The organism is Microbacterium sp. LRZ72 (assembly GCF_033792225.1).
Classification (GTDB): domain Bacteria; phylum Actinomycetota; class Actinomycetes; order Actinomycetales; family Microbacteriaceae; genus Microbacterium.
Genome location: NZ_JANGEX010000008.1, coordinates 1 through 18,338, shown reverse-complemented (window position 1 = coordinate 18,338; position 18,338 = coordinate 1). Strand labels below are relative to the sequence as shown.

Annotated in this window: 18 protein-coding genes; 9 read left to right on the top strand and 9 right to left on the bottom strand. The window is 70.4% G+C overall.

Translation table 11 applies throughout. From position 1 onward, the window contains the following. The first annotated feature begins 1 nt into the window (after nt 1). On the top strand, nt 2–673 hold the full coding sequence (locus M4I32_RS09880; protein ID WP_319034324.1) for a GAP family protein: 672 nt from the start codon (nt 2–4) through the stop codon (nt 671–673). A 21-nt stretch (nt 674–694) separates the two neighbouring features. On the opposite strand, the gene M4I32_RS09875 is transcribed toward M4I32_RS09880, so the two are convergent. Both M4I32_RS09875 and M4I32_RS09870 read right to left on the bottom strand, forming a co-directional pair. Then, entirely contained in the window at nt 695–1,555 is an 861-nt protein-coding gene (locus tag M4I32_RS09875; protein ID WP_319034323.1) for an oxygenase MpaB family protein, read from the bottom strand. 94 nt (nt 1,556–1,649) lie between these two features. Next, nucleotides 1,650–2,348 (bottom strand): helix-turn-helix transcriptional regulator, encoded by a 699-nt coding sequence (locus M4I32_RS09870; protein ID WP_319034322.1) that lies wholly within the window; start codon nt 2,346–2,348, stop codon nt 1,650–1,652. A gap of 168 nt (nt 2,349–2,516) precedes the next feature. On the opposite strand from M4I32_RS09870, the gene M4I32_RS09865 reads away from it, so the two are divergent. The 3 genes from M4I32_RS09865 (at nt 2,517) to M4I32_RS09855 (ending at nt 5,329) form a co-directional block, all read left to right on the top strand. Continuing rightward, nucleotides 2,517–3,359, top strand: a complete 843-nt coding sequence (locus M4I32_RS09865; protein ID WP_319034321.1) for an ABC transporter ATP-binding protein — start codon at nt 2,517–2,519, stop codon at nt 3,357–3,359. Nucleotides 3,360–3,422: 63 nt separating this feature from the next. Further along, on the top strand, nt 3,423–4,451 hold the full coding sequence (locus M4I32_RS09860; RefSeq protein WP_319034320.1) for an aliphatic sulfonate ABC transporter substrate-binding protein: 1,029 nt from the start codon (nt 3,423–3,425) through the stop codon (nt 4,449–4,451). Further along, nucleotides 4,451–5,329 carry an ABC transporter permease gene (locus M4I32_RS09855; RefSeq protein ID WP_319034319.1) on the top strand — a complete coding sequence of 293 codons (879 nt, stop codon included), beginning with the start codon at nt 4,451–4,453 and terminating at the stop codon, nt 5,327–5,329. Before M4I32_RS09860 ends, M4I32_RS09855 begins: the two co-directional genes overlap by 1 nt. A gap of 208 nt (nt 5,330–5,537) precedes the next feature. Here the strand turns inward: M4I32_RS09855 and M4I32_RS09850 are convergent, their stop codons facing one another. The 3 genes from M4I32_RS09850 to M4I32_RS09840 all read right to left on the bottom strand — a co-directional run bounded on the left by M4I32_RS09850 (nt 5,538) and on the right by M4I32_RS09840 (nt 9,274). Further along, entirely contained in the window at nt 5,538–6,962 is a 1,425-nt protein-coding gene (locus M4I32_RS09850; RefSeq protein ID WP_319034318.1) for an amidase family protein, read from the bottom strand. A 408-nt stretch (nt 6,963–7,370) separates the two neighbouring features. Next, nucleotides 7,371–8,192, bottom strand: a complete 822-nt coding sequence (locus M4I32_RS09845; protein ID WP_319034317.1) for an alpha/beta hydrolase — start codon at nt 8,190–8,192, stop codon at nt 7,371–7,373. After that, nucleotides 8,189–9,274 (bottom strand): LLM class flavin-dependent oxidoreductase, encoded by a 1,086-nt coding sequence (locus M4I32_RS09840; RefSeq protein WP_319034316.1) that lies wholly within the window; start codon nt 9,272–9,274, stop codon nt 8,189–8,191. Before M4I32_RS09840 ends, M4I32_RS09845 begins: the two co-directional genes overlap by 4 nt. A 74-nt stretch (nt 9,275–9,348) precedes the next feature. On the opposite strand from M4I32_RS09840, the gene M4I32_RS09835 reads away from it, so the two are divergent. Continuing rightward, nucleotides 9,349–11,025 (top strand): cation:proton antiporter, encoded by a 1,677-nt coding sequence (locus M4I32_RS09835; protein WP_319034315.1) that lies wholly within the window; start codon nt 9,349–9,351, stop codon nt 11,023–11,025. Between the two features lie 15 nt (nt 11,026–11,040). On the opposite strand, the gene M4I32_RS09830 is transcribed toward M4I32_RS09835, so the two are convergent. Further along, a complete protein-coding gene (locus tag M4I32_RS09830; RefSeq protein WP_319034314.1) occupies nt 11,041–11,430 on the bottom strand; it encodes a ChaB family protein in 390 nt (129 codons plus the stop codon). Nucleotides 11,431–11,610: 180 nt separating this feature from the next. Next, on the bottom strand, nt 11,611–11,820 hold the full coding sequence (locus M4I32_RS09825) for a hypothetical protein (protein WP_319034313.1): 210 nt from the start codon (nt 11,818–11,820) through the stop codon (nt 11,611–11,613). A gap of 213 nt (nt 11,821–12,033) precedes the next feature. On the opposite strand from M4I32_RS09825, the gene M4I32_RS09820 reads away from it, so the two are divergent. Beyond that, nucleotides 12,034–12,258 carry a hypothetical protein gene (locus M4I32_RS09820; RefSeq protein WP_319034312.1) on the top strand — a complete coding sequence of 75 codons (225 nt, stop codon included), beginning with the start codon at nt 12,034–12,036 and terminating at the stop codon, nt 12,256–12,258. Further along, nucleotides 12,255–13,586: an erythromycin esterase family protein gene (locus tag M4I32_RS09815; protein ID WP_319034311.1), complete on the top strand. Its 1,332-nt coding sequence runs from the start codon at nt 12,255–12,257 to the stop codon at nt 13,584–13,586. Before M4I32_RS09820 ends, M4I32_RS09815 begins: the two co-directional genes overlap by 4 nt. 177 nt (nt 13,587–13,763) lie before the next feature. Here M4I32_RS09815 and M4I32_RS09810 read toward each other — a convergent pair whose 3' ends face one another. Together M4I32_RS09810 and M4I32_RS09805 are read right to left on the bottom strand one after the other, a co-directional pair. Further along, nucleotides 13,764–14,870, bottom strand: a complete 1,107-nt coding sequence (locus M4I32_RS09810) for an FUSC family protein (RefSeq protein ID WP_319034310.1) — start codon at nt 14,868–14,870, stop codon at nt 13,764–13,766. A gap of 38 nt (nt 14,871–14,908) precedes the next feature. Beyond that, nucleotides 14,909–15,895 carry an aldo/keto reductase gene (locus tag M4I32_RS09805; RefSeq protein WP_319034309.1) on the bottom strand — a complete coding sequence of 329 codons (987 nt, stop codon included), beginning with the start codon at nt 15,893–15,895 and terminating at the stop codon, nt 14,909–14,911. A gap of 147 nt (nt 15,896–16,042) precedes the next feature. Between M4I32_RS09805 and M4I32_RS09800 the strand changes: the two genes are divergently transcribed. Further along, on the top strand, nt 16,043–17,062 hold the full coding sequence (locus M4I32_RS09800) for an NADPH:quinone reductase (RefSeq protein ID WP_319034308.1): 1,020 nt from the start codon (nt 16,043–16,045) through the stop codon (nt 17,060–17,062). Nucleotides 17,063–17,105: 43 nt separating this feature from the next. Further along, nucleotides 17,106–18,200 (top strand): winged helix DNA-binding domain-containing protein, encoded by a 1,095-nt coding sequence (locus tag M4I32_RS09795; protein ID WP_319034443.1) that lies wholly within the window; start codon nt 17,106–17,108, stop codon nt 18,198–18,200. The last annotated feature ends 138 nt before the right edge of the window (nt 18,201–18,338 follow it).

The following is an 18,338-nucleotide window of genomic DNA, read 5'->3' as shown; positions in this document are numbered from 1 at the left end:
CGTGGAATCGGTGCTCTGGTACGTCATCCCCCTCGGTGTGGCCATGGCACTCAGCGTGCTGCCGATCCTCGCCGCGGTACTGATCCTGCTCGCCCCCGATCCCGTGCCGCTCGGCGTCGCCTACCTCGCCGGCTGGGCCGCCGGGGTGCTGGTGCTCGTGACCCTCTTCGCCGCGGGCGCCCGCATCATTCCGGCCGTCAGCACCGGCCCGATGCCGCCCTGGGCGCACGTGGCGGAGGCGGTGCTGGGCGTGCTCCTCGTCTGCTACGCCGCGTGGGCGCTGCTGCACCCGAGGGCCCGGCCGACGGAGACGCCCTCGTGGACCCGCGCCCTGCAGTCCCTGAGCCCCCGCCGCGCGGTGCTGTTCGGGCTCGTCATGAACGTGCGCCCCAAGAACCTCACGCTCGCCGTCGCGGCGGGCATCGCGATCGGCTCCGCATCCATCGACACCCTCTCGAGCGCGGTCTCGGCCGTCATCTTCACGGCGGTCGGGGTATCGACCGTCGCGGGGCTGGTCGTGGCCTACCTGCTGGGCGACAAGCGCGTGCGACCGGTGCTCGAGACGCTGAGCGTCTGGCTGCAGTCGCACACCGCACTCGTGCTGCATCTGTCGGTGCTGCTCATCGGCGGCCTGCTGATCTGGCTCGGGCTGTCGCAGGTGCTGGCGGTCTGAACCGGGGCGGATGCCGCGGGGTCATCTCCCCTTCACACGCCCCCGCCCGCGCAGCTTCTGGTACGGGTGTACCGTCGCCTCCTCGGTCGCGTCGGTGATGAGGCGGTCCATCGTCCGATTGCGCGCGGCGATGCGCATGAAGAGCCCCATCCAGCGCCGACCAGCGCGCACGCGTCGGCCGTTCAGGTGGTCGATGCCATAGAGACGCAGCGCCCATGCGGGCAGCAGCGCCAGCATCCCGTACTGCGTGTTGCGCGCAACCCACCGCTCGATCACGTTGCGACCGCCGGGGTTGCGCAGTGCCAGAGCGATGTCCGCAGCCGGAACGATGAGCGCGGCCCGCTCACTCCAGCTCTCGATGACGGCGTCGAGTTCGGCACGGGTGGACGGCAGCGGATCGGGCACATGCAGAAGGGCGGCTGCGCGGTGCTGTTCGACGACGAAGCGGTCCTGTTCCTCGGTCGTGAGCTCGAGCCCGTAGGCCGTCGTCGCCGTCAGCGCGCCCCACACGAACGTGTTGTGCGTCCAGCGCAGCCAGTCGTCGGTCTTGGCCCGGGTCGTCTCCCCGGTCTCGGGGTCGGTGTAGACCGCCCGCTCGTGCAGCCGGTCGACGTGGGCGGCGGCGGCATCCGCATGCGCCTTGTCTCCGAAGTTGACCGTGATCAGGTAGGCACCCGTGCGTTGGAACCGGGATGCCGAAGCCTCGCCACCCTCGGTCGCGATCGTGGTCCGCGACAAGTGGCGCATCTCGCCCGGGTCGAGTACCTGCAGGAGCACCGCGAGGCCGCCGCCGATGTTCAGCGCCGCGGGGTGGGAGATCACCTTCCAGGTGACGCTGCCGGGGCCGAAGTACCCGTCGTCCTCGCGAGGCGCACGAAGCATGGATCGGATCGTTACGGGCTCATGTGCCGAAGAGTCGTGCGCCGGAACTGTGCCTGGATAGTCGTTGTCACCCATGGTGCCAGAGTGGCAGTCGTCAACGCTCGTCTGCGCAGGTTGTCATGTTCTCGCCACCGCACAAACGAGCCTGCGCGTACCGCATGCCCAATTCGAAGCGCGAGCGCGCACCCGCGGCGCCCATCGCCGCGGCTACTCGCCTGCTGACGGTCCTGCCCGACACCCCGAGCGCGACGGCGATCTGCGCGTCACTCCATCCGCGAGCCATCAGACGCAGCACGTCGCCGCCGCCACGCACATAGTCGCCCCACGGGGTGGCACCGGTCCAGCGCTCGTCGAACTGCGCCTGCAGCGCCGCCACGCGGGCGGGCCGCCGTGTGTGCACGTGTCTGTCGCCGCGCTCCGGATCGCGCCCGTCGAAGCTGACGCCGATCCGGCCGTTGTAGATCGCGAACCTCGCCGGAGACGACGACACCCGAACCTCGACGCCGATCGCCAGGGCCTTCTCGACCAGCCCGGCCGCGGCAACATCGATCGTCTCGGGCGGGACGATGACGCGCCCCGCGATCAGCCGGCGGCCGACGACATACGCCACCACGTCGCGATCGAGTTCCGCGGGCCAGCGTCGCTTCGCGAACGAAGCATCGACGACGGCATTCATGAGCATAGGCTCGGGCTCGCCTCCGGCGGCGGGGTGCAGGGTGTCCCACCAGTGCTGCCAGTACTCGTCGTCGCCCGTGAGAACGCCGTCGTGCTGCGTCGCCGCGTCGTCACCCACGCGCGAGAGCCTAGTGGGCACGTTCGTTGATCGATCGGCGGCGTCGCAGAACGCAAGCCGTCTTACGTCCGGCTACGTCACATTACGTCGTAGGTCACGCCGGATCGATCATCGTCGCGGTCGTCGCTAACGTCGTGTCATCCCGAACCGTACGCGAAGGAGCAGTTCATGACGGCGGCGACCGCGCTCTACGCCGACACCACCGAGTGTCCGGCCCCGCGCATCGACGACGCCTCGGCGGCATCCCTCGCACTGCGGGGGGTGGGGCGCACCTTCGGTACCCCCGAGGGCAGCCGCCGTGTTCTGCGCGACATCGACCTCGACGTCGCCGCCGGCGAGATCGTCGCCATCCTCGGTCCGAGCGGATGCGGCAAGTCCACGCTGCTGCGCCTGGCCGGCGGCCTCGACACCCCGACCGACGGATCGATCGCGATCTCCGGCGAGTCGGTGCGGTCCTACGATCCCCGCTGCGCGATCGGCTTTCAGGAGCCGAGGCTGTTCCCCTGGCGATCCATCGCCCACAACGTCGAGCTCGGCGTGCGACGCGGCACGCCCGCCGCTCAGCGGCGCAAGGACGTCGCCCACCTGCTCGAGCTGACCGGTCTGACCGAGGCGGCCGGGCAGCGCCCACACCAGGTCTCGGGCGGCATGGCGCAGCGCGCCTCGCTGGCCCGTGCGCTCGCCCGCAACCCGGCCGTGCTGCTTCTCGACGAGCCCTTCGGGGCCCTCGACGCGCTCACGCGGCTGCGCATGCAGGACCTGCTGCTCGACATCCACACCGCCGAGCCCACGACCGTGCTGCTCGTGACCCACGACGTCGACGAGGCGCTGCAGCTCGCCGACCGCGTCGTGCTGCTCGGGGCCGATGCCGGCCGCGAGGGCGCCGTCATCCAGCAGATCGTGACCGTGCCGGGCGAGCGGCCGCGCGACCGCGGGTCGGCGGAGCTCGCCGAGCTGCGCGCGAACCTGCTCGACGGCCTGGGCGTCGACCGCCACGCGCACGCCCGCTGACTCACTGGCTTCACCGACTTCACTGACCGACCGCAACACCCAACCCACCCGTAGGAGAGAACCATGTCGCATTCACGCGCCCCGATCTTGCGAGCCGCGCTCGCCACGACCGCCGTGTCCGCCATGGTCATGATGACCGGGTGCGTGGCCGGCGAGGGTCAGCCCGCCGCGGGCGGCGGCGACCCCGACTCGCTCGAGGGCCAGACCCTCAACATCGACTTCGCCACCTACAACCCCCTGAGCCTGATCATCAAGGAGCAGGGCTGGCTCGAGGACGCCGGCCTCGATGTCACCTGGGTGCAGTCCCAGGGCTCGAACACGGCCAACGAGGCGCTGCGCGCCGAGGCGATCGACGTCGGCTCGACGGCCGGCTCGGCGGCGCTGCTGGCCCGCGCCAATGGTTCCCAGATCAAGGTGATCGACGTCTACTCGCAGCCCGAGTGGTCGGCGCTCGTCGTGCCCGAGGGCTCGTCGATCACGTCGGTCGACGATCTCGAGGGCGCGCAGGTCGCCGCCACGCGCGGAACCGACCCGTACTTCTTCCTGCTCCAGACCCTGGACGAGGCCGGCCTGACGGCCGACGACATCGTCGTGCAGAACCTGCAGCACGCCGACGGGTGGGCCGCCCTGCAGAACGGCTCCGTCGACGCCTGGGCCGGGCTCGACCCGATCATGGCGGGTGCCGAGGAAGAGGGCGCCGAACTGATCTACCGCAACGTCGACTTCAACAGCTACGGGTTCCTGAACGCGACCGAGAGCTTCATCGAGGAGCGGCCCGCCGTGGCGCAGGCCGTCGTCGACGCGTACGAGTCGGCCCGCGCCTGGGCCGTGGAGAACCCCGAGGAGACCGCGCAGATCCTCGCCGACGTCGCCGGGCTCGACAGCTCGATCGCCTCGCGCGTGATCGAGGAGCGGTCGAACCTCGACGTCGACCCGGTGCCCGGTCAGGCGCAGCTCGACGTGCTCGAGCGCATCGGCCCGGTCTTCGTCGAGCTCGGCGACGTGCAGACGCAGGAGCAGGTCGACGAGGCGCTCGACACCCTCATCGACGACAGCTTCGTCACCCAGGCCGATCCGAGCCGGTTCGGCTGATGAGCACGCATTACGAACTGGCGATTCCGGAGCAGGTCGCTTCGGGACCGGTGGCGGGGCGGCCGAACGGCGCTCCGCAGGGCAGCCCGTCAGGGGCGGACGCGATCACGCGTCCGCCCCTGACGGGGCGTCGGTGGTTCATCGTCGTCGGCGGCGCCGTGCTGCCGCTGGTGCTGCTCCTGGCCTGGCACTTCGTCTCGACCACCGGCATCGTGCCGGTCTCGCAGTTGCCCTCGCCCGAGATGGTCTGGCTCGCCGGCGTCGACCTCGCCGAACGCGGTGTACTCGGCCTGTACGTGGCGATCTCGACGCAGCGAGTGGTCATCGGCTTCCTCTTCGGCGCCGTGATCGGCCTCGTGCTCGGGGCCGTCGTGGGACTCTCGCGGCTCGGCGACGTGCTGCTGGCCCCCACACTCGGCGCGATCCGTGCGGTGCCGTCGCTGGCTTGGGTGCCGCTGCTGATCCTCTGGTTCAAGATCGGCGAAGAGTCCAAGATCATCCTCATCGCGATCGGGGCCTTCTTCCCCGTCTACACGGTGGTCGCGGCGGCCCTCCGCCACGTCGACCGCCGGCTGATCGAGGCGGCCCGGGCGTTCGGGCTGCGCGGCATCCGCCTGTTCGCGTCGGTGCAGCTGCCCGCGGTCGTGCCGTCGGTGATCTCGGGGCTGCGCCTCGCACTCGCCCAGGCGTGGCTGTTCCTCGTCGCGGCGGAGCTGATCGCCTCGTCGATGGGGCTCGGGTTCCTGCTCACCGATTCGGGCCAGATCGGCCGGATCGACCGCATCATCCTCGCGATCATCATGCTCGCCATCCTGGGCAAGCTGACCGATTCGCTGCTGGGCCTGTTCGAGCGGTGGGCGGTGCGTCGCTGGGCGTAGCCCCGGGCTACTCCCCCGCGACTCCCGCTCGCTGCGCCGTTGCGGCTGCAGTTCTCGGCATCCCTGCACCGTTGCGGCTGCACTTTTCGGCATCCCATCCCGTTGCGGCTGCAGTTTTCGGCACGGGCGCCACGAAAAGGCGCCGCCGCCGCAGGAAAGTGCAGCCGCAACGTGCTGCGGTGGGGCGAGACCGAGCGAAGCGACGCGGCTATGGCACGGGCGGCGGCGCGAAACCGACAAGGCCGGCCCGCTCGGCCAGCGCGGCGATGCGCAGCGTGGTGCGATCGTGCAGGAACGGGCCGATCAGCTGCCCGCCCAGCGGCAGGCCCGTGTCGGCGCCGAGACCCAGCGGAATCACCGTGCACGGCAGCATCGCGAGGTTCGGGATGCTGCTCCACGCGCTGATCGCCGCCGGCGCCGCGTAGTCGCGGCCGCCGATGCGCAACGTGCGCTCCGTCTCGGGACGATCGTCGTGCAGCGGTGCCGCACCGGGCACGGCCGGAGCCAGCACGACGTCCACGTCGCAGAAGACGCGCGCGTTCCACTCGTCGCGGATCTCGCGCTGTCGCTCCGCATCGCGCCATGCGTCCCGCATCCGCTGGGCCACACCCGAGTCGCCGCCCGAGGCGAGGGCCGCCGCGAACCCGGCGTCGTCGATGCTGTGCGCGATCTCGCCGAGCATCAGGCGCTCGAACAGCGCGAGGCCCTCCTCGTCGGCGCCGGGCGGCGCGGTCACCTCGACCACGCGGCATCCCTCCGCCTCGAGCGCGGCCGCGAGAGCACGCAGGCCGGCGCGCATCTCGTCGTCGATCGGGGCGTGGGCGCACTCCGTCCACAGGCCGACGCGGGTTCCCCGCAGCCGGTCGCGTCGCGGCGCGGGCAGCTCCAGGCGCCACGCGGATGCCTCGGGCTCGGCCGGACCGGCCAGCACCGCGACCGCGCGCTCGATGTCGCGGGCGGAGCGTGCGAGCGGGCCTGAGACCGACACCGGCGGTTCGATGCGAGCGTCCACGCGCCACGGCAGATGCCCGCGCTTGGAGACGATGCCGTTGCTCGGCCGGTGCCCGAATATGCCGTTCCATGCTGCGGGGATGCGGATGGAGCCGATCAGGTCGCTGCCGAGCTCGAGCGCGCTCAGACCGGTGGCCACCGCAACGGCGGAGCCGCCCGACGAGCCCCCGGCCGCACGCGCCTCGTGCCAGGGGTTCAGCGTGCGCCCGAAGTCGTCGTTGAGCGTCTGGTATCCAGACAGCAGCACGGGCACGTTGGTCTTGCCGAAGATCACCGCGCCGCCCGCCCGTGCCCTCGCGACGGCCGGGGCGTCGGCGGTGGCCCGATGCGCATCCGAGAGCCGACCGTGGGTCGTGCGCATGCCGGCCACGTCGAACGAGTCCTTGACCGTCATCGGCACACCCGTGAGGGCGCCCAGCGCCTCGCCCCGGGCGCGTCGATCGTCGAGGTCGGCGGCAGCAGCATCCGCGGCATCCAGGTCGACGTCGACGATCGCCCGCCACCGGTCACCCCCGGCCTCCCATCGCTGCCGATGCTCGGACCACACCTCCGTCGCGGAGGCGGCGCCGGTCACGATCGATTCGTGGATGCCGGTGGCATCCGGTCGTGTCGCTGACGTCATGCGTCTCGTTCCTCCCTCGCGCCCGTCCCCTCACATACCCTTGCACGCGCCGGGCCGACGCTGCACCGCTCCTCCACGCCGGTGCGGCGCTGCACCGCTCCTCCACGCCGGGGCGGCGCCGCACCGCTCCTCCACGCGGGTTCGGCTGCACTTTTCGGCGCCGGCGCCAGAAAAAACCACCGCCCGCGCCGAAAAGTGCAGCCCCAAAGGGGAAGGTGAAGGGCAGCCCCCACGGGAGGGGCCGAGAGCGCCGCTCGCGCTTAGAGCAGCATCCGACTCGGTCCCCCACCGATGCCGGCTGCACTTTTCGGTGCCGGCGCCAGAAAAAGCCGCCGCCGGCGACGAAAAGTGCAGCCGCAACAGAGAAGGGAGGAACGCCGCCGCGGACGCGCCGCGCAGATCCGACCCTCAGGCACCGCCCCGCAGGTGCGCCGCCGTCGCGCCCAGCACCGCAGGCGTGTCGAAGAGCGGGTCCTCGTGGGTCGCGCCCCGCACCGTCAGCATCGACACGTCGCCGCCGGCGTCCCGCAGCGCGTCGTGCAGCGCCTCGGAGTGGGATGCCGGCATCAGCGCGTCCTCGTCGCCGTGGATCAGCAGCACGGGGGCCGATCCCGCGCGAACGAGCGCGAGGGGGCTCGCCGCCCGAAGGGCCTCGGCATCAGAAGAGGCACCCGCCGACTCGTCCGGCAATCCGAGCAGCATCCGCTCGAACGCCGGAACCTCGACCCCCGGCGGCAGGAACGACGGCATCCGCGCACCCGGCGACGCCGGCGCACGCGACATGAGCGTCAGGTCGGTCGGCGGGAACCACGCGACCACCGCATCGGGGCGCTGGTCATCGACCGCGGTGAGCGCCGCCATGAGGGCGACGTGGCCGCCCGCGGAGCACCCCCAGAGCGACACCCTGCCCGACACCGCGACTCCCCGGTCGGCCAACAACGCGGGCACCGCGGCGAGCGCGGCGCGCACGTCGTCGAACTGCGCCGGCCAGACCGCCTCGCCCGAGAGCCGGTACTCGATCGAGGCCACGGCGATGCCGGATGCCGCGACCGGAATCAGCCGCTCGGACGCCCGATCCGACCGCGAGCCGCGCGCCCATCCCCCGCCGTGCAGGTAGATCGCGACCGGCAGCGGGCCTGCGGCATCCGCCGGCCAGTGCAGGTCACAGCGAAGGTCACGACCACCCGCGCGGGCGTAGGCGACGTCGGGCTCGGTGCGCACCGAGGTCATCGCGTGGCCTGCGCAGGCTCGAGCGCGACCCGGTCACCAGCCGCGGCCAGCGCGTCGGCGGCCGCTCGGATGTCGGGCATGATCCCCGCGAACGCCCGCAGGTTGGCGAGGCTCTCGTCGAGGCCCATGTCGCCCTGGTAGAGCTGTGCCTCGATCATGTTCACGTCGGTCTGCTCGAGCTGCGCGATGAGCCGATCCCGCACGGTGTCGGCCGTACCGACGATCGCGGTGCCGCGCGCGATCATGGTGGCGGCATCGAAGGCCGCGTCGAACGAGTCCACCCCGTGCTCGTGCCACAGCTTCAGCACTCGCCGGGCGTGGAACTCCTGCGCCGACGCGAACCGGTCCTCGGCCTCGGCGTCGCTGCCGCCGATCAGCACGCTCATGGTCGGGCCGATGCGGGGTGTGCCCGCGACGTGGCCGTTCAGGCGCGGGCCCTCTCCGCCCGCGCGTCCCGCCGCCCAGTAGGCGTCGACCGCCGCGACGAACTCACCGTCGTTCCATCGGCCGAGAAAGTTGATGCCGTGCCGACCCGCCCACTCCGCCGTGCGCTGGTTGCTCGAGGCGTACCAGAGCGGCGGATACGGCTGCTGCACGGGCAGCACCGAGAGGGTCGCGTGCTCGCGCTCGGGATCTTCCGGATGCCGCAGCACGCCCGTCGTCCACGCGTCGAGCAGGGCGGTGAGTGAGCGGTCGTAGCGAGCGCGCGCCTCATCGCCGGGAACGCCGAAGTAGCCCAGTTCGAAAGGGCTGACCCCGCTGCCGACGCCCAGGTCGAGGCGACCGCCGGTGAGGTGGTCGACCACGGCGATCTCCTCGGCCAGACGCAACGGCTCGTACGCAGGCAGCACGTAGACCATCGCGCCCATCCGGATGCGCTCGGTGCGCTGGCTGAGCGCCGCGAGGAAGAGGTTCGGCGACGGGATGACCGACAGGTCGGTGCCGTGATGCTCGGTCGCGTGATAGTGCGCGTACCCCAGGCGATCGGCCTCGACGCCGAGTCGCAGCCGGCCGTCGATCACCTCGCCCGGCGTGCCGTCTCCCAGATCGAACGAATCGAAGATGCCGAACTCGAATCCCATGCTGCTCCTTCTGCACACGCCCGCGTCCTCGCGGCACGCCCCGACGACGATACCGCCCGACGTAGGTTGGAGGCATGCCGCCGATCGATGTCGATACCTTCACCGTGACGGCGGCGATCCTCGCCATCGCCGGCGTGATCGCCTTTCTCGCGCACCGCGCCAAGCAGCCGCTCATCATCGCGTTCATCCTCGTCGGCATCGTGGTCGGACCCAATGTCCTCGGGATCATCGGCGACACCGAGCCGCTCGAGCTGCTGGCCGAGATCGGCATCGCGATCCTGCTCTTCCTCGTGGGGCTGAAGCTCGACATCACTCTCGTGCGGTCCATCGGCAAGGTGGCCTTGCTCACCGGGCTCGGTCAGGTGGTGTTCACGTCGCTCATCGGCTGGGTCATCGCCGTGCTGTTCGGGATCGATCTCATCGCCGCGATCTACGTCGCGGTGGCGCTGACGTTCTCCTCGACGATCATCATCGTCAAGCTCCTGACCGACAAACGCGAACTCGACGAGTTGCACGGCCGCATCGCGCTCGGATTCCTGATCGTTCAGGACGTCGTGGTCATCGTCGTCATGATCGCCCTGACGAGCTTCGGCGGCGGCCACGAAGGCCCGATCGGCGAGCAGATCCTCTTTCTCATCCTCAGCGCCGTCGGACTGTTGGGCGGCGTGTACGTCGCGTCGCGGTGGGTGCTGCCCTGGCTGCTCAGACTCGTCGCGACGAGCCAGGAGCTGCTGATCGTCTGGAGCGTGGCGTGGGCCGTCGCGCTCGCGGCACTCACCGATGTGCTCGGCTTCTCGATCGAGGTCGGGGCCTTCCTGGCCGGCTTCGCCCTGGCATCCACGCGCTACCGCGAAACGATCGCCGCCTCCCTCAGCGGTCTGCGCGATTTTCTCCTCCTGTTCTTCTTCATCAACCTGGGCGCCCAGCTCGACTTCAGCACGATCGGCGCACAGGTGCCCGCGGCGATCGTGTTCTCGCTGTTCGTGCTCATCGGCAATCCGCTCATTGTGCTGGTCATCATGGGCGCCATGGGCTATCCCAGCCGCGTCGGCTTCCTCGCCGGCCTCACGGTGGCGCAGATCAGCGAGTTCAGCCTCATCCTCATCGCTCTCGGCAGCGACCTGGGCCAGGTCGGCGACGACCTCGTCGGGCTCGTCACCCTCGTGGGCCTCATCACCATCGCGGGCTCGACGTACCTCATCTTGTACTCGAAGCAGATCTACGACCGGATCGAACCCGCCCTGCGGATCTTCGAGCGCAAGAACGCCGCGCGGCCCGCCGACCACGAGCCCGACCGGTACGACGCGATCGTCTTCGGCTACGGGCGCTTCGGCAAGCAGGTCGTGCACGAGATCGTCGCCGCCGGCTACAGCGTGCTGGTGGTCGAGTGGGACCCGTACGCCCGCGTCGAGATCGAGGACGATCAGCTCTCCGACCGTGTGACCGTCGTGTTCGGCGACGCGAACAACCCCGACTTCCCCGACACCCTGCCGATCCGGCATGCGCGGTGGATCATCAGCACGATCCCGGATGCCGATACGAGCGTCGTCGTCGCGAGAGCGCTGCGCCATCACGGCGCCACGTGCCCCATTGCGGTCACCGCGCACACGGATGCCGCGAACGCCCGCTACCGGGACAGCGTTGCCGACGGCACCATCTCGACCGTCCTGCATCCCTTCCGCGACGCCGCCGACGATGCGATCGCCCTGCTGACGCGTCTGGAGAAGGACGATCCCGACGCACCGAGGTAGGTCGGGCCGAGCCGGTCAGTCCTTGCGCGCCTCGCGCGTCTCGCGGGCGTTCGCCTTCTTGATCGCCTCGACCAGCTCGTCCTTGTTCATGTTCGAACGCCCCGAGATGTCGAGCCTCTGCGCGACGTCGTACAGGTGGTCTTTCGAGGCGTTCGCGTCGACGCCGCCCTCGGTGCGGCCGCTGCGGTCCTTCGAGCCCTTGTCGGAGGGCCCGGACTCGTCCTTGGCCTCCCAGTGGTCGCCGACCTTCTCGTACTCGTGCTTGAGCGCCGAGTACGCCGTGCGGTGCGCGCGCTCGCCCTCGCCGTAGCTGTCTACCGCCGAATCGTGCGCCTTCGACCAGATGTCCTGCGCGTGCTTCGGCGAGCGCTTGATCGTGTCGGGCATCTCCTCTTTCGCGGGCATGACCTCTCCTCTCATCGCGTGCGTCGGGACTGTCGGCCCGAGCGCGCGATGCGCGATCGGATGCCGGTCCGACGCCAGGCACGGTACTCCCCGGCCCGCGGCGCTGCGACCCCCTTGCGCAGGAGCGTGTCAACGCCTATCGCACCGGACCGGCATCCGCCCCTGCGGACTCGACCGGGCTCAGTCGATCGGCCGCTCCTCGTCGTCGGGCACCTCGCGGGACTGCTCGAGCACGTCGGCCTCGTTCGCATCGGTCGGCGCCGACAGCCTGCCGGGTGCGTCGGCGGGCGCCTCGCGGTCGGCATCCACGTCATCATCGGAACGCTGCTGTTCCAGGTAGTCGCCCTCGGGTTTCTCTTCGTCGGGCATCTGCGTCTCACGGTCTGCCATCGGTTGCTCCTTTGACGCTCAGAAGACGTGCGGTGTGTGCGCCCACACTACGGCTTCTGCTGGCCGCACGCGCAAGCAACCAAACACCACCTCGCACGGCTTGAGTCAACCCCCTCCTCACGCAGCAATCGCATCTTCTAACGTCGGGCCCGCATCACGGCGATATGCCTGGAACGCGGGCGCACGCCGGTGGATCCGAAGGAGATGATCGAGATGGCCGAAGCACCGGACAGCCCGGTACGCGACAAGAACTACAACCTCATCTGGGCGCTCGAGGCGTCGCTGCACAACGTCTGGAAGCTCGAGACCTACATCCAGGACGCCGAGCGCGAGGGCGACGGCGAACTGGCCGAGTGGTTCCGCAAGATCCAGCACAACAACCAGAAGGCGGGCGAGCAGGGCAAGAAGATGCTCGCGGAGCGCCTCGCCAGGGAATGACGGATGCCGCAGGGCCCGGCGACGGGCGGAGCCTGCGCGACCTCGCGCTGCCGCTGCGGAATGAGGCCGACCTCGACCCGCTGCTCGAGCGGGTCGGGGATGCGCGGCACGTGCTGATCGGCGAGGCGTCGCACGGCACGCACGAGTACTACGCGTGGCGGGCGGCCCTGACCAGGCGGCTGATCGAGGAGAAGGGGTTCTCCTTCGTCGCCGTCGAGGGCGACTGGCCGGACTGCTACGCCGTCAACGAGTGCGTGACGGGGTCCCCTCGGGCCCCCGACGACCCGGCCGAGGTGCTGGACCGGTTCGACCGCTGGCCGACGTGGATGTGGGCGAACACCGACGTGCTCGATTTCACCCGGTGGCTGCGCGAGCACAATCAGCGGCGTCGCGACGGCAGGACAGTGGGCTTCTACGGCCTCGACGTCTACAGCCTCTGGGATTCGCTGCGGCAGACGCTCGCCTACCTACAGAAGCACCATCCCGAGCACGTCGAGAGCGCGCAGCGGGCGTTCCGGTGCTTCGAGCCGTATGCCGAGGAGCCGCAGGACTATGCCGCCTCGACGCGGTACCTGCCCTCGGGCTGCGAGGCCGAGGTGGTGCAGCTGCTCGCCGCCACGCGGTCAGCGGCGGCATCCGCCGAGGGTCCGGATGCCGAGGCCCGCTTCAATGCGCAGCAGAATGCGCGGTCGGCGGCCGGAGCCGAGGCGTACTACCGCACGATGATGCGGGGCGGCGCGGACTCGTGGAACCTGCGCGATCGGCACATGGTGCAGACGCTCGACGAGCTGATGCGCCATCACGGTGAGGGTGCGAAGGCCGTGGTCTGGGAGCACAACACGCACGTCGGCGATGCCCGGTGGACCGACATGGCCGACGCCGGAATGGTCAACGTCGGCCAGCTGGTTCGGGAGAAGCATCCGGACGACGATGTCGTGCTCGTCGGGTTCGGCAGCTACGAGGGCAGCGTGATCGCCTCGGACCGCTGGGGCGGCGAGGTTCGCGAGATGCCGGTTCCCGCCGCTCGCCCCGCGAGCGTCGAGGAGCTGCTTCATGACGAGTTGGAGGACGGGGCGCTCGACGGCCGCGACGCCGCGCTGTTCGTCTTCGAGGGCGAGCGGCCGGACTGGGCGGCGCAGGTGCGCGACCACCGCGCGATCGGGGTGGTCTACCACCCCGAGGTGGAGCACCTGGGCAACTACGTGCCGTCGGTGCTGGGCTCGCGCTACGACGCCTTTCTCTGGTTCGACACGACCCGGGCGCTCACGCCGCTGCACGCGGTGGAGTCGCGGCGGGGCGAGCCCGAGGCGTGGCCGACCGGCTTCTGACCGCGCGGCCGCCTGCACGTCCCACCAACCCGGCGCGCGGGCCGAGGCGAGGCGAGTTGCCGAAACGAGGACGGATGCGGCGGCCACGGCCCTCCTCTCGGCAATCCTCCTCTGCTGAGCAGAGGAAATAGGCGCAGCCGCCTGTCCTCTTCCGTTTCGCATACTCAATGCGCGGGGTCAGGCCTGCGGGTTGCTGTTCGAGGTTTCGCGCGCTTCACGCGCCGAGGCGACGTCGTCGACGATCACGGCAATGTGGCGCATGCTCGACAAGAGAGATCCGTAGAGCGGCCACGTCTCCCGCGGGAGACCCCGCTCATCGGCCATCTCCCGCGCGAGAGAGGTGAGGCGCTCGGCGATCGGTTCGACGTCTGCATCAGGATCGGCGATGGCATATCCCGCGTCGCGGACCACCGCCGCCCATCTCTCCCGGAAGCGCTCATCCCAGTCGCCATCGGAGTAAGCGGCCTCGTTCAGCGTTCGGGCGAGATGGCGCAGGTGCGAGACACCCTCATCGACCCGCTGAAGGATCGCCGCGTAGCTCGCTGTCTGCTCCGGTGGCTGGCCGCCGCGACCACGGCGGGGACGAGACAGTCGAGACCACGGATTGGATCTTCGGCTCTCCTGGGCGAAGCGCACTGTCCGCCACGCGGTATCCAGTTCGGCGGTCATCGACTCGATCTCCGACCGCCACGCGTCGGCCCTGTCCGTCTCCCACGAGGTCGAGAACTCCTCGGCCATGCTGACCAGCACCTCACCCATGCGGCGATTGATGCTGTCGACGTACCGCGCGGCCTGCGTGTCGCGCAGCGGGGGGAAGATCAGCAGGTTGACGAGAACGCCGATGGCGACCCCCACGGCGACCTCGATGATGCGGTCCAGCAACAGCGGCTGCTGTTCGGAGAAGCCGCTGCCGAGCACGAAGATCGCGGTGGTCGCGATCGCGACGCCCTCATCACGGATCCACGAGATGCGTGCTCCGGCGAGCGCGACGAACAGTGCCAGGGCGAAAGTCCAGACACCCACGCCGAGGTAGGCACCGATGAGGAACGACAGGACCACCCCGATCGCCGTGGCGACCGTCGTCTGCGCACCCCGCGACAGCGACCTGTGCACCGTGGCGTGCACCGTGAGCAGCGCCGTCCACGGAGCCAGAAACGGCAGCGCCGAGTCCAGCACGTCGCGACTCAACCACCACGCGGCCGTCGCGGCGATCACGCTCTTCGTGACCTGCAGCAACGCGGTCGTGAACTCAGGCCGTTGCGTCAGTTCTCGCAGCCATCGCATGCCTTATTCTCACCCGTCCGGGTGTGCGTCGAGGAGCCCTACCAGAGTGGGTGGATCGCCTCCCGCAGCAGCCGCTCGTAGACCTCTCGCACGGTGAGGTCGAACGCCGTCATGTCGAAGTCGCCCTCGAGCAGGTCGGCCGCGGCCGCGTTCGACTCCGCCTGCCGGGTGTTGCGCGCACCGGGGATCACGGAAGTGATGCCGGGGCGAGACATGATCCAGGCGAGGGATGCCGCGGGAAGCGAGACCCCGTCGGGCAGGGCCGCGGCGAGTTCGCCCGCGGCGCGGATGCCGACCTCGAAGTCGACGCCCGAGAAGGTCTCGCCGCGGTCGAAGGCCTCACCGTGCCGGTTGAAGGAGCGATGGTCGTTCGGCGCGAACGTCGTGTTCGACGTGTACCTGCCCGAGAGCAGCCCGGAGGCGAGCGGCACGCGCGCGAGGATGCCGACACCCGCGGCCTGCGCGGCGGGCAGCACCTCGTCGAGGGGCTTCAGCCTCAGCGGGTTGACGATGATCTGCACGCTCGCCACCCCGGGGCGGGCGATGGCGGCAAGCGCCTGGTCGCACGTCTCGACCGACACCCCGTAGGCCGCGATCGATCCGTCGGCGATGAGCGCGTCGAGGGCGTCGTAGGTGGCATCCGCGCCGATGACCGCGCTGGGCGGACAGTGCAGCTGCACCAGGTCGAGGGTGTCGACGCCGAGGTTGTGGCGGGAGCGGTCGATCCAGGCCCGGAAGTTCTCGGGCGAGTAGTTCTCGGGCACCTGGTCTTCGCGCCGCCCCATCTTGGTGGCGACGAAGATGTCGTTCCGCCCGCGCAGGAACCGCCCGATCAGGGCCTCGGAGCGTCCATCGCCGTAGACGTCGGCCGTGTCGAAGAGCGTGACGCCGTGCTCGGCCGCCGTGTCGAGCACGCGGAGGGCGTCGTCCTCGCTCACGTCGCCCCAGTCGGCGCCCAGCTGCCAGGTGCCGAGCCCGACGACCGAGACCTCACGGCCGGTGCGCCCCAGGATTCGCTGCTGCATGGTGGTCCCTTCGATTGCGTCAAGGCTATGCGGTGCTCACGGCGATCGTGCGATGCCGCGCGCCGCCGGGATCTCACGCCAGCGCGATGATCGGGCGAGAACGCCGCGCGAGGAATGACGTGCCGCCGCTCCCCGTTGACGGTGGATATGAAAGCGATCGTCTACTCCTCCCCCGGTGACTCCTCCGTCCTGTCGCTCGTCGAGCGCGAGAAGGTCGAGCCCGGTTCCGGCGAAGTCCGTGTGCGCATCGCGGTCTCGGGCGTCAATCCCACCGATTGGAAGTCGCGGTCCAAGACACCGCCGACATCCGGTGACGTCGTCGTTCCGAACCAGGACGGTGCGGGCGTGATCGATGCCGTCGCCGACGATGTCGAGGGTCTGTCGGTAGGCGATCGCGTCTGGGTGTATTACACGCAGACCGGCGGCGCGACGGGGACGGCGCAGGAGTACACCACGATCCCCGCCTCGCGAGTCGTACGCCTGCCCGACGACATCGACTTCGCCGTCGGCGCGAGCCTCGGAGTGCCCGCCGTCACCGCGCATCGCGCCCTCACCATGCACGAGTTCGGTCCGAGCCGACTCGGGCCCGGTGCGCTGGACGGCCGCACCGTGCTGGTGCAGGGCGGCGCCGGCGCTGTGGGTCACGCCGCCATCCAGCTCGCGCGATGGGCTGGAGCAGAGGTGATCGCCACGGTGAGCTCAGAGCACAAGGCCGCGCTTGCCCGCGCCGCCGGCGCCGCGCACACCGTCGACTACACCGGCGGCGGCGTGGCCGAACAAGTCGCCCGGATCGCGCCCGACGGCGTGGACCACATCGTCGAAGTGTCCATCGCGGCCAACATCGACGACGACGCCGCGATGGCGGCCCATCACGCCGTCGTGTCGTACTACGCCGACGACGGCGGCGACAGGTTCAGCATGTCCATCCGCTCGACGTTCGCCAAGAACCTCCGCCTTCAGGGCGTGCTGCTGTACACGGTCGGCGAGGAGGCCTTCGCTGCCGCAACCGCTGACATCACTGCCGCGCTCGCTGACGGCGCCCTGCCGGTCGGCGAAGATAGCGGCCTGCCGTTGACCTGGTTTCCGCTGGAACAGGCGGCCGCCGCGCACGACGCGGTCGAGAACGGCACCGTCGGAAAGGTCCTCATCCGCGTCGCCGACCTCTGAAGGAGTCTCGCTGGCGGCGCACACGCGTAGCGTATGCGGCGTGATGCTGAATGATCGCGAGGTGCGCGCGCTGCGTATGCGCGCCCTGCTGCTGACACCGCCCGAGGACGAGCGAACCGTCGCGCGGATCGTCGAGTGGTTCGGCGCGATGCAGGCGCAGGACGTGCACAGCGCCCTCTGGTCACTCGGCTCGCGGATACCGGGAGCCTCCCTCGCCGAGGTGGGCGCCGCGCTCGAGCGCAAGGAGGCCCTGCGCACCTGGCCGATGCGCGGCACCGTTCACCTGGTCCCCGCCCGCGATGCGGCATGGATGGTCGCGATTCTCGGCGCACGGCCGCTGGCGCAGGCCGGTCGGCGGCGCGCGATGCTGGGACTCGACGAGGCCGACGCCAACCGGGCCGTCGCGGCCCTCGCGAGCGCGCTCGAGGGCGGCAACCGTCTCACGCGAGCCGAGTGCGTCGAGGCGATCCGCGCGGCCGGCTTCGAGACCGCGGGCCAGCTGGGGTATCACCTGCTGTGGTACGCAAGCCAGCTGGGCGTCACGGCGATCGCGCCGCACGTCGGCACGGAGCAGACGTTCGTTCTGCTCGACGAATGGGTGCCCGACCCCGTCACGCCCGAGCGGGATGAGGCACTCGGCATCATCGCCGAGCGATACTTCCGCAGCCATGGGCCTGCGCCCTTCAAGGACTTCGTGCGCTGGACCGGGCTCACCGTGGCCGATGCCACGCGGGGCGTGCACACGGCGGGCGAGGCGGTCGTACCGGTCGAGACGGACGCCGGCCCGATGCTGGCGCCCGCCGACCCGCTCGGCGCTCCGAGCACGGTGACCGTTCCCCCGTGGCTGGCGCCGGCGGGCTTCGACGAGTACATGCTCGGTTACGGTCAGCGCGATCTCTTCCTCCGACCGGAGCACGCGCAGGCGGTGGTGCCGGGCAACAACGGGATGTTCCGCGCGACCCTCGTCCGGGACGGCGAGGTGGTGGGCGTGTGGACGCGCACCAAGCGCGCCAAGATCTGCCGCGTCGACGTCACCGACCTGGCGGGTCTGACCGCCGCCGATCGCACGGCCGCAGAGGCTGCGTTCGCCCCGTACGGCGCCTTCTTGGGTCTGCCGGTGGAGGTGCGCTTCTCCTGAAGCGGTCGTGACTCGCCGAGACGCTCGGACGGGTCAGGACGCCCGGTTCGGCCGATACGGGCTAGTAGTACTTGGTTAGGTGGGTCCGGCGCGTTGGCAGTAGGGGCAGCAGCTGAGGAGGCGGGTGACCGCGGTTTG

What these genes read in the sequence shown, in the direction of transcription:
- M4I32_RS09825 (WP_319034313.1), bottom strand. Translation starts at nt 11,820, where the DNA reads ATGGCAGACCGTGAGACGCAGATGCCCGACGAAGAGAAACCCGAGGGC.
- M4I32_RS09795 (WP_319034443.1), top strand. Translation starts at nt 17,106, where the DNA reads ATGCTGAATGATCGCGAGGTGCGCGCGCTGCGTATGCGCGCCCTGCTG.
- M4I32_RS09805 (WP_319034309.1), bottom strand. Translation starts at nt 15,895, where the DNA reads ATGCAGCAGCGAATCCTGGGGCGCACCGGCCGTGAGGTCTCGGTCGTC.
- M4I32_RS09815 (WP_319034311.1), top strand. Translation starts at nt 12,255, where the DNA reads ATGACGGATGCCGCAGGGCCCGGCGACGGGCGGAGCCTGCGCGACCTC.
- M4I32_RS09850 (WP_319034318.1), bottom strand. Translation starts at nt 6,962, where the DNA reads ATGACGTCAGCGACACGACCGGATGCCACCGGCATCCACGAATCGATC.
- M4I32_RS09820 (WP_319034312.1), top strand. Translation starts at nt 12,034, where the DNA reads ATGGCCGAAGCACCGGACAGCCCGGTACGCGACAAGAACTACAACCTC.
- M4I32_RS09860 (WP_319034320.1), top strand. Translation starts at nt 3,423, where the DNA reads ATGTCGCATTCACGCGCCCCGATCTTGCGAGCCGCGCTCGCCACGACC.
- M4I32_RS09845 (WP_319034317.1), bottom strand. Translation starts at nt 8,192, where the DNA reads ATGACCTCGGTGCGCACCGAGCCCGACGTCGCCTACGCCCGCGCGGGT.
- M4I32_RS09810 (WP_319034310.1), bottom strand. Translation starts at nt 14,870, where the DNA reads ATGCGATGGCTGCGAGAACTGACGCAACGGCCTGAGTTCACGACCGCG.
- M4I32_RS09830 (WP_319034314.1), bottom strand. Translation starts at nt 11,430, where the DNA reads ATGCCCGCGAAAGAGGAGATGCCCGACACGATCAAGCGCTCGCCGAAG.
- M4I32_RS09800 (WP_319034308.1), top strand. Translation starts at nt 16,043, where the DNA reads ATGAAAGCGATCGTCTACTCCTCCCCCGGTGACTCCTCCGTCCTGTCG.
- M4I32_RS09875 (WP_319034323.1), bottom strand. Translation starts at nt 1,555, where the DNA reads ATGCTTCGTGCGCCTCGCGAGGACGACGGGTACTTCGGCCCCGGCAGC.
- M4I32_RS09855 (WP_319034319.1), top strand. Translation starts at nt 4,451, where the DNA reads ATGAGCACGCATTACGAACTGGCGATTCCGGAGCAGGTCGCTTCGGGA.
- M4I32_RS09835 (WP_319034315.1), top strand. Translation starts at nt 9,349, where the DNA reads ATGCCGCCGATCGATGTCGATACCTTCACCGTGACGGCGGCGATCCTC.
- M4I32_RS09840 (WP_319034316.1), bottom strand. Translation starts at nt 9,274, where the DNA reads ATGGGATTCGAGTTCGGCATCTTCGATTCGTTCGATCTGGGAGACGGC.
- M4I32_RS09865 (WP_319034321.1), top strand. Translation starts at nt 2,517, where the DNA reads ATGACGGCGGCGACCGCGCTCTACGCCGACACCACCGAGTGTCCGGCC.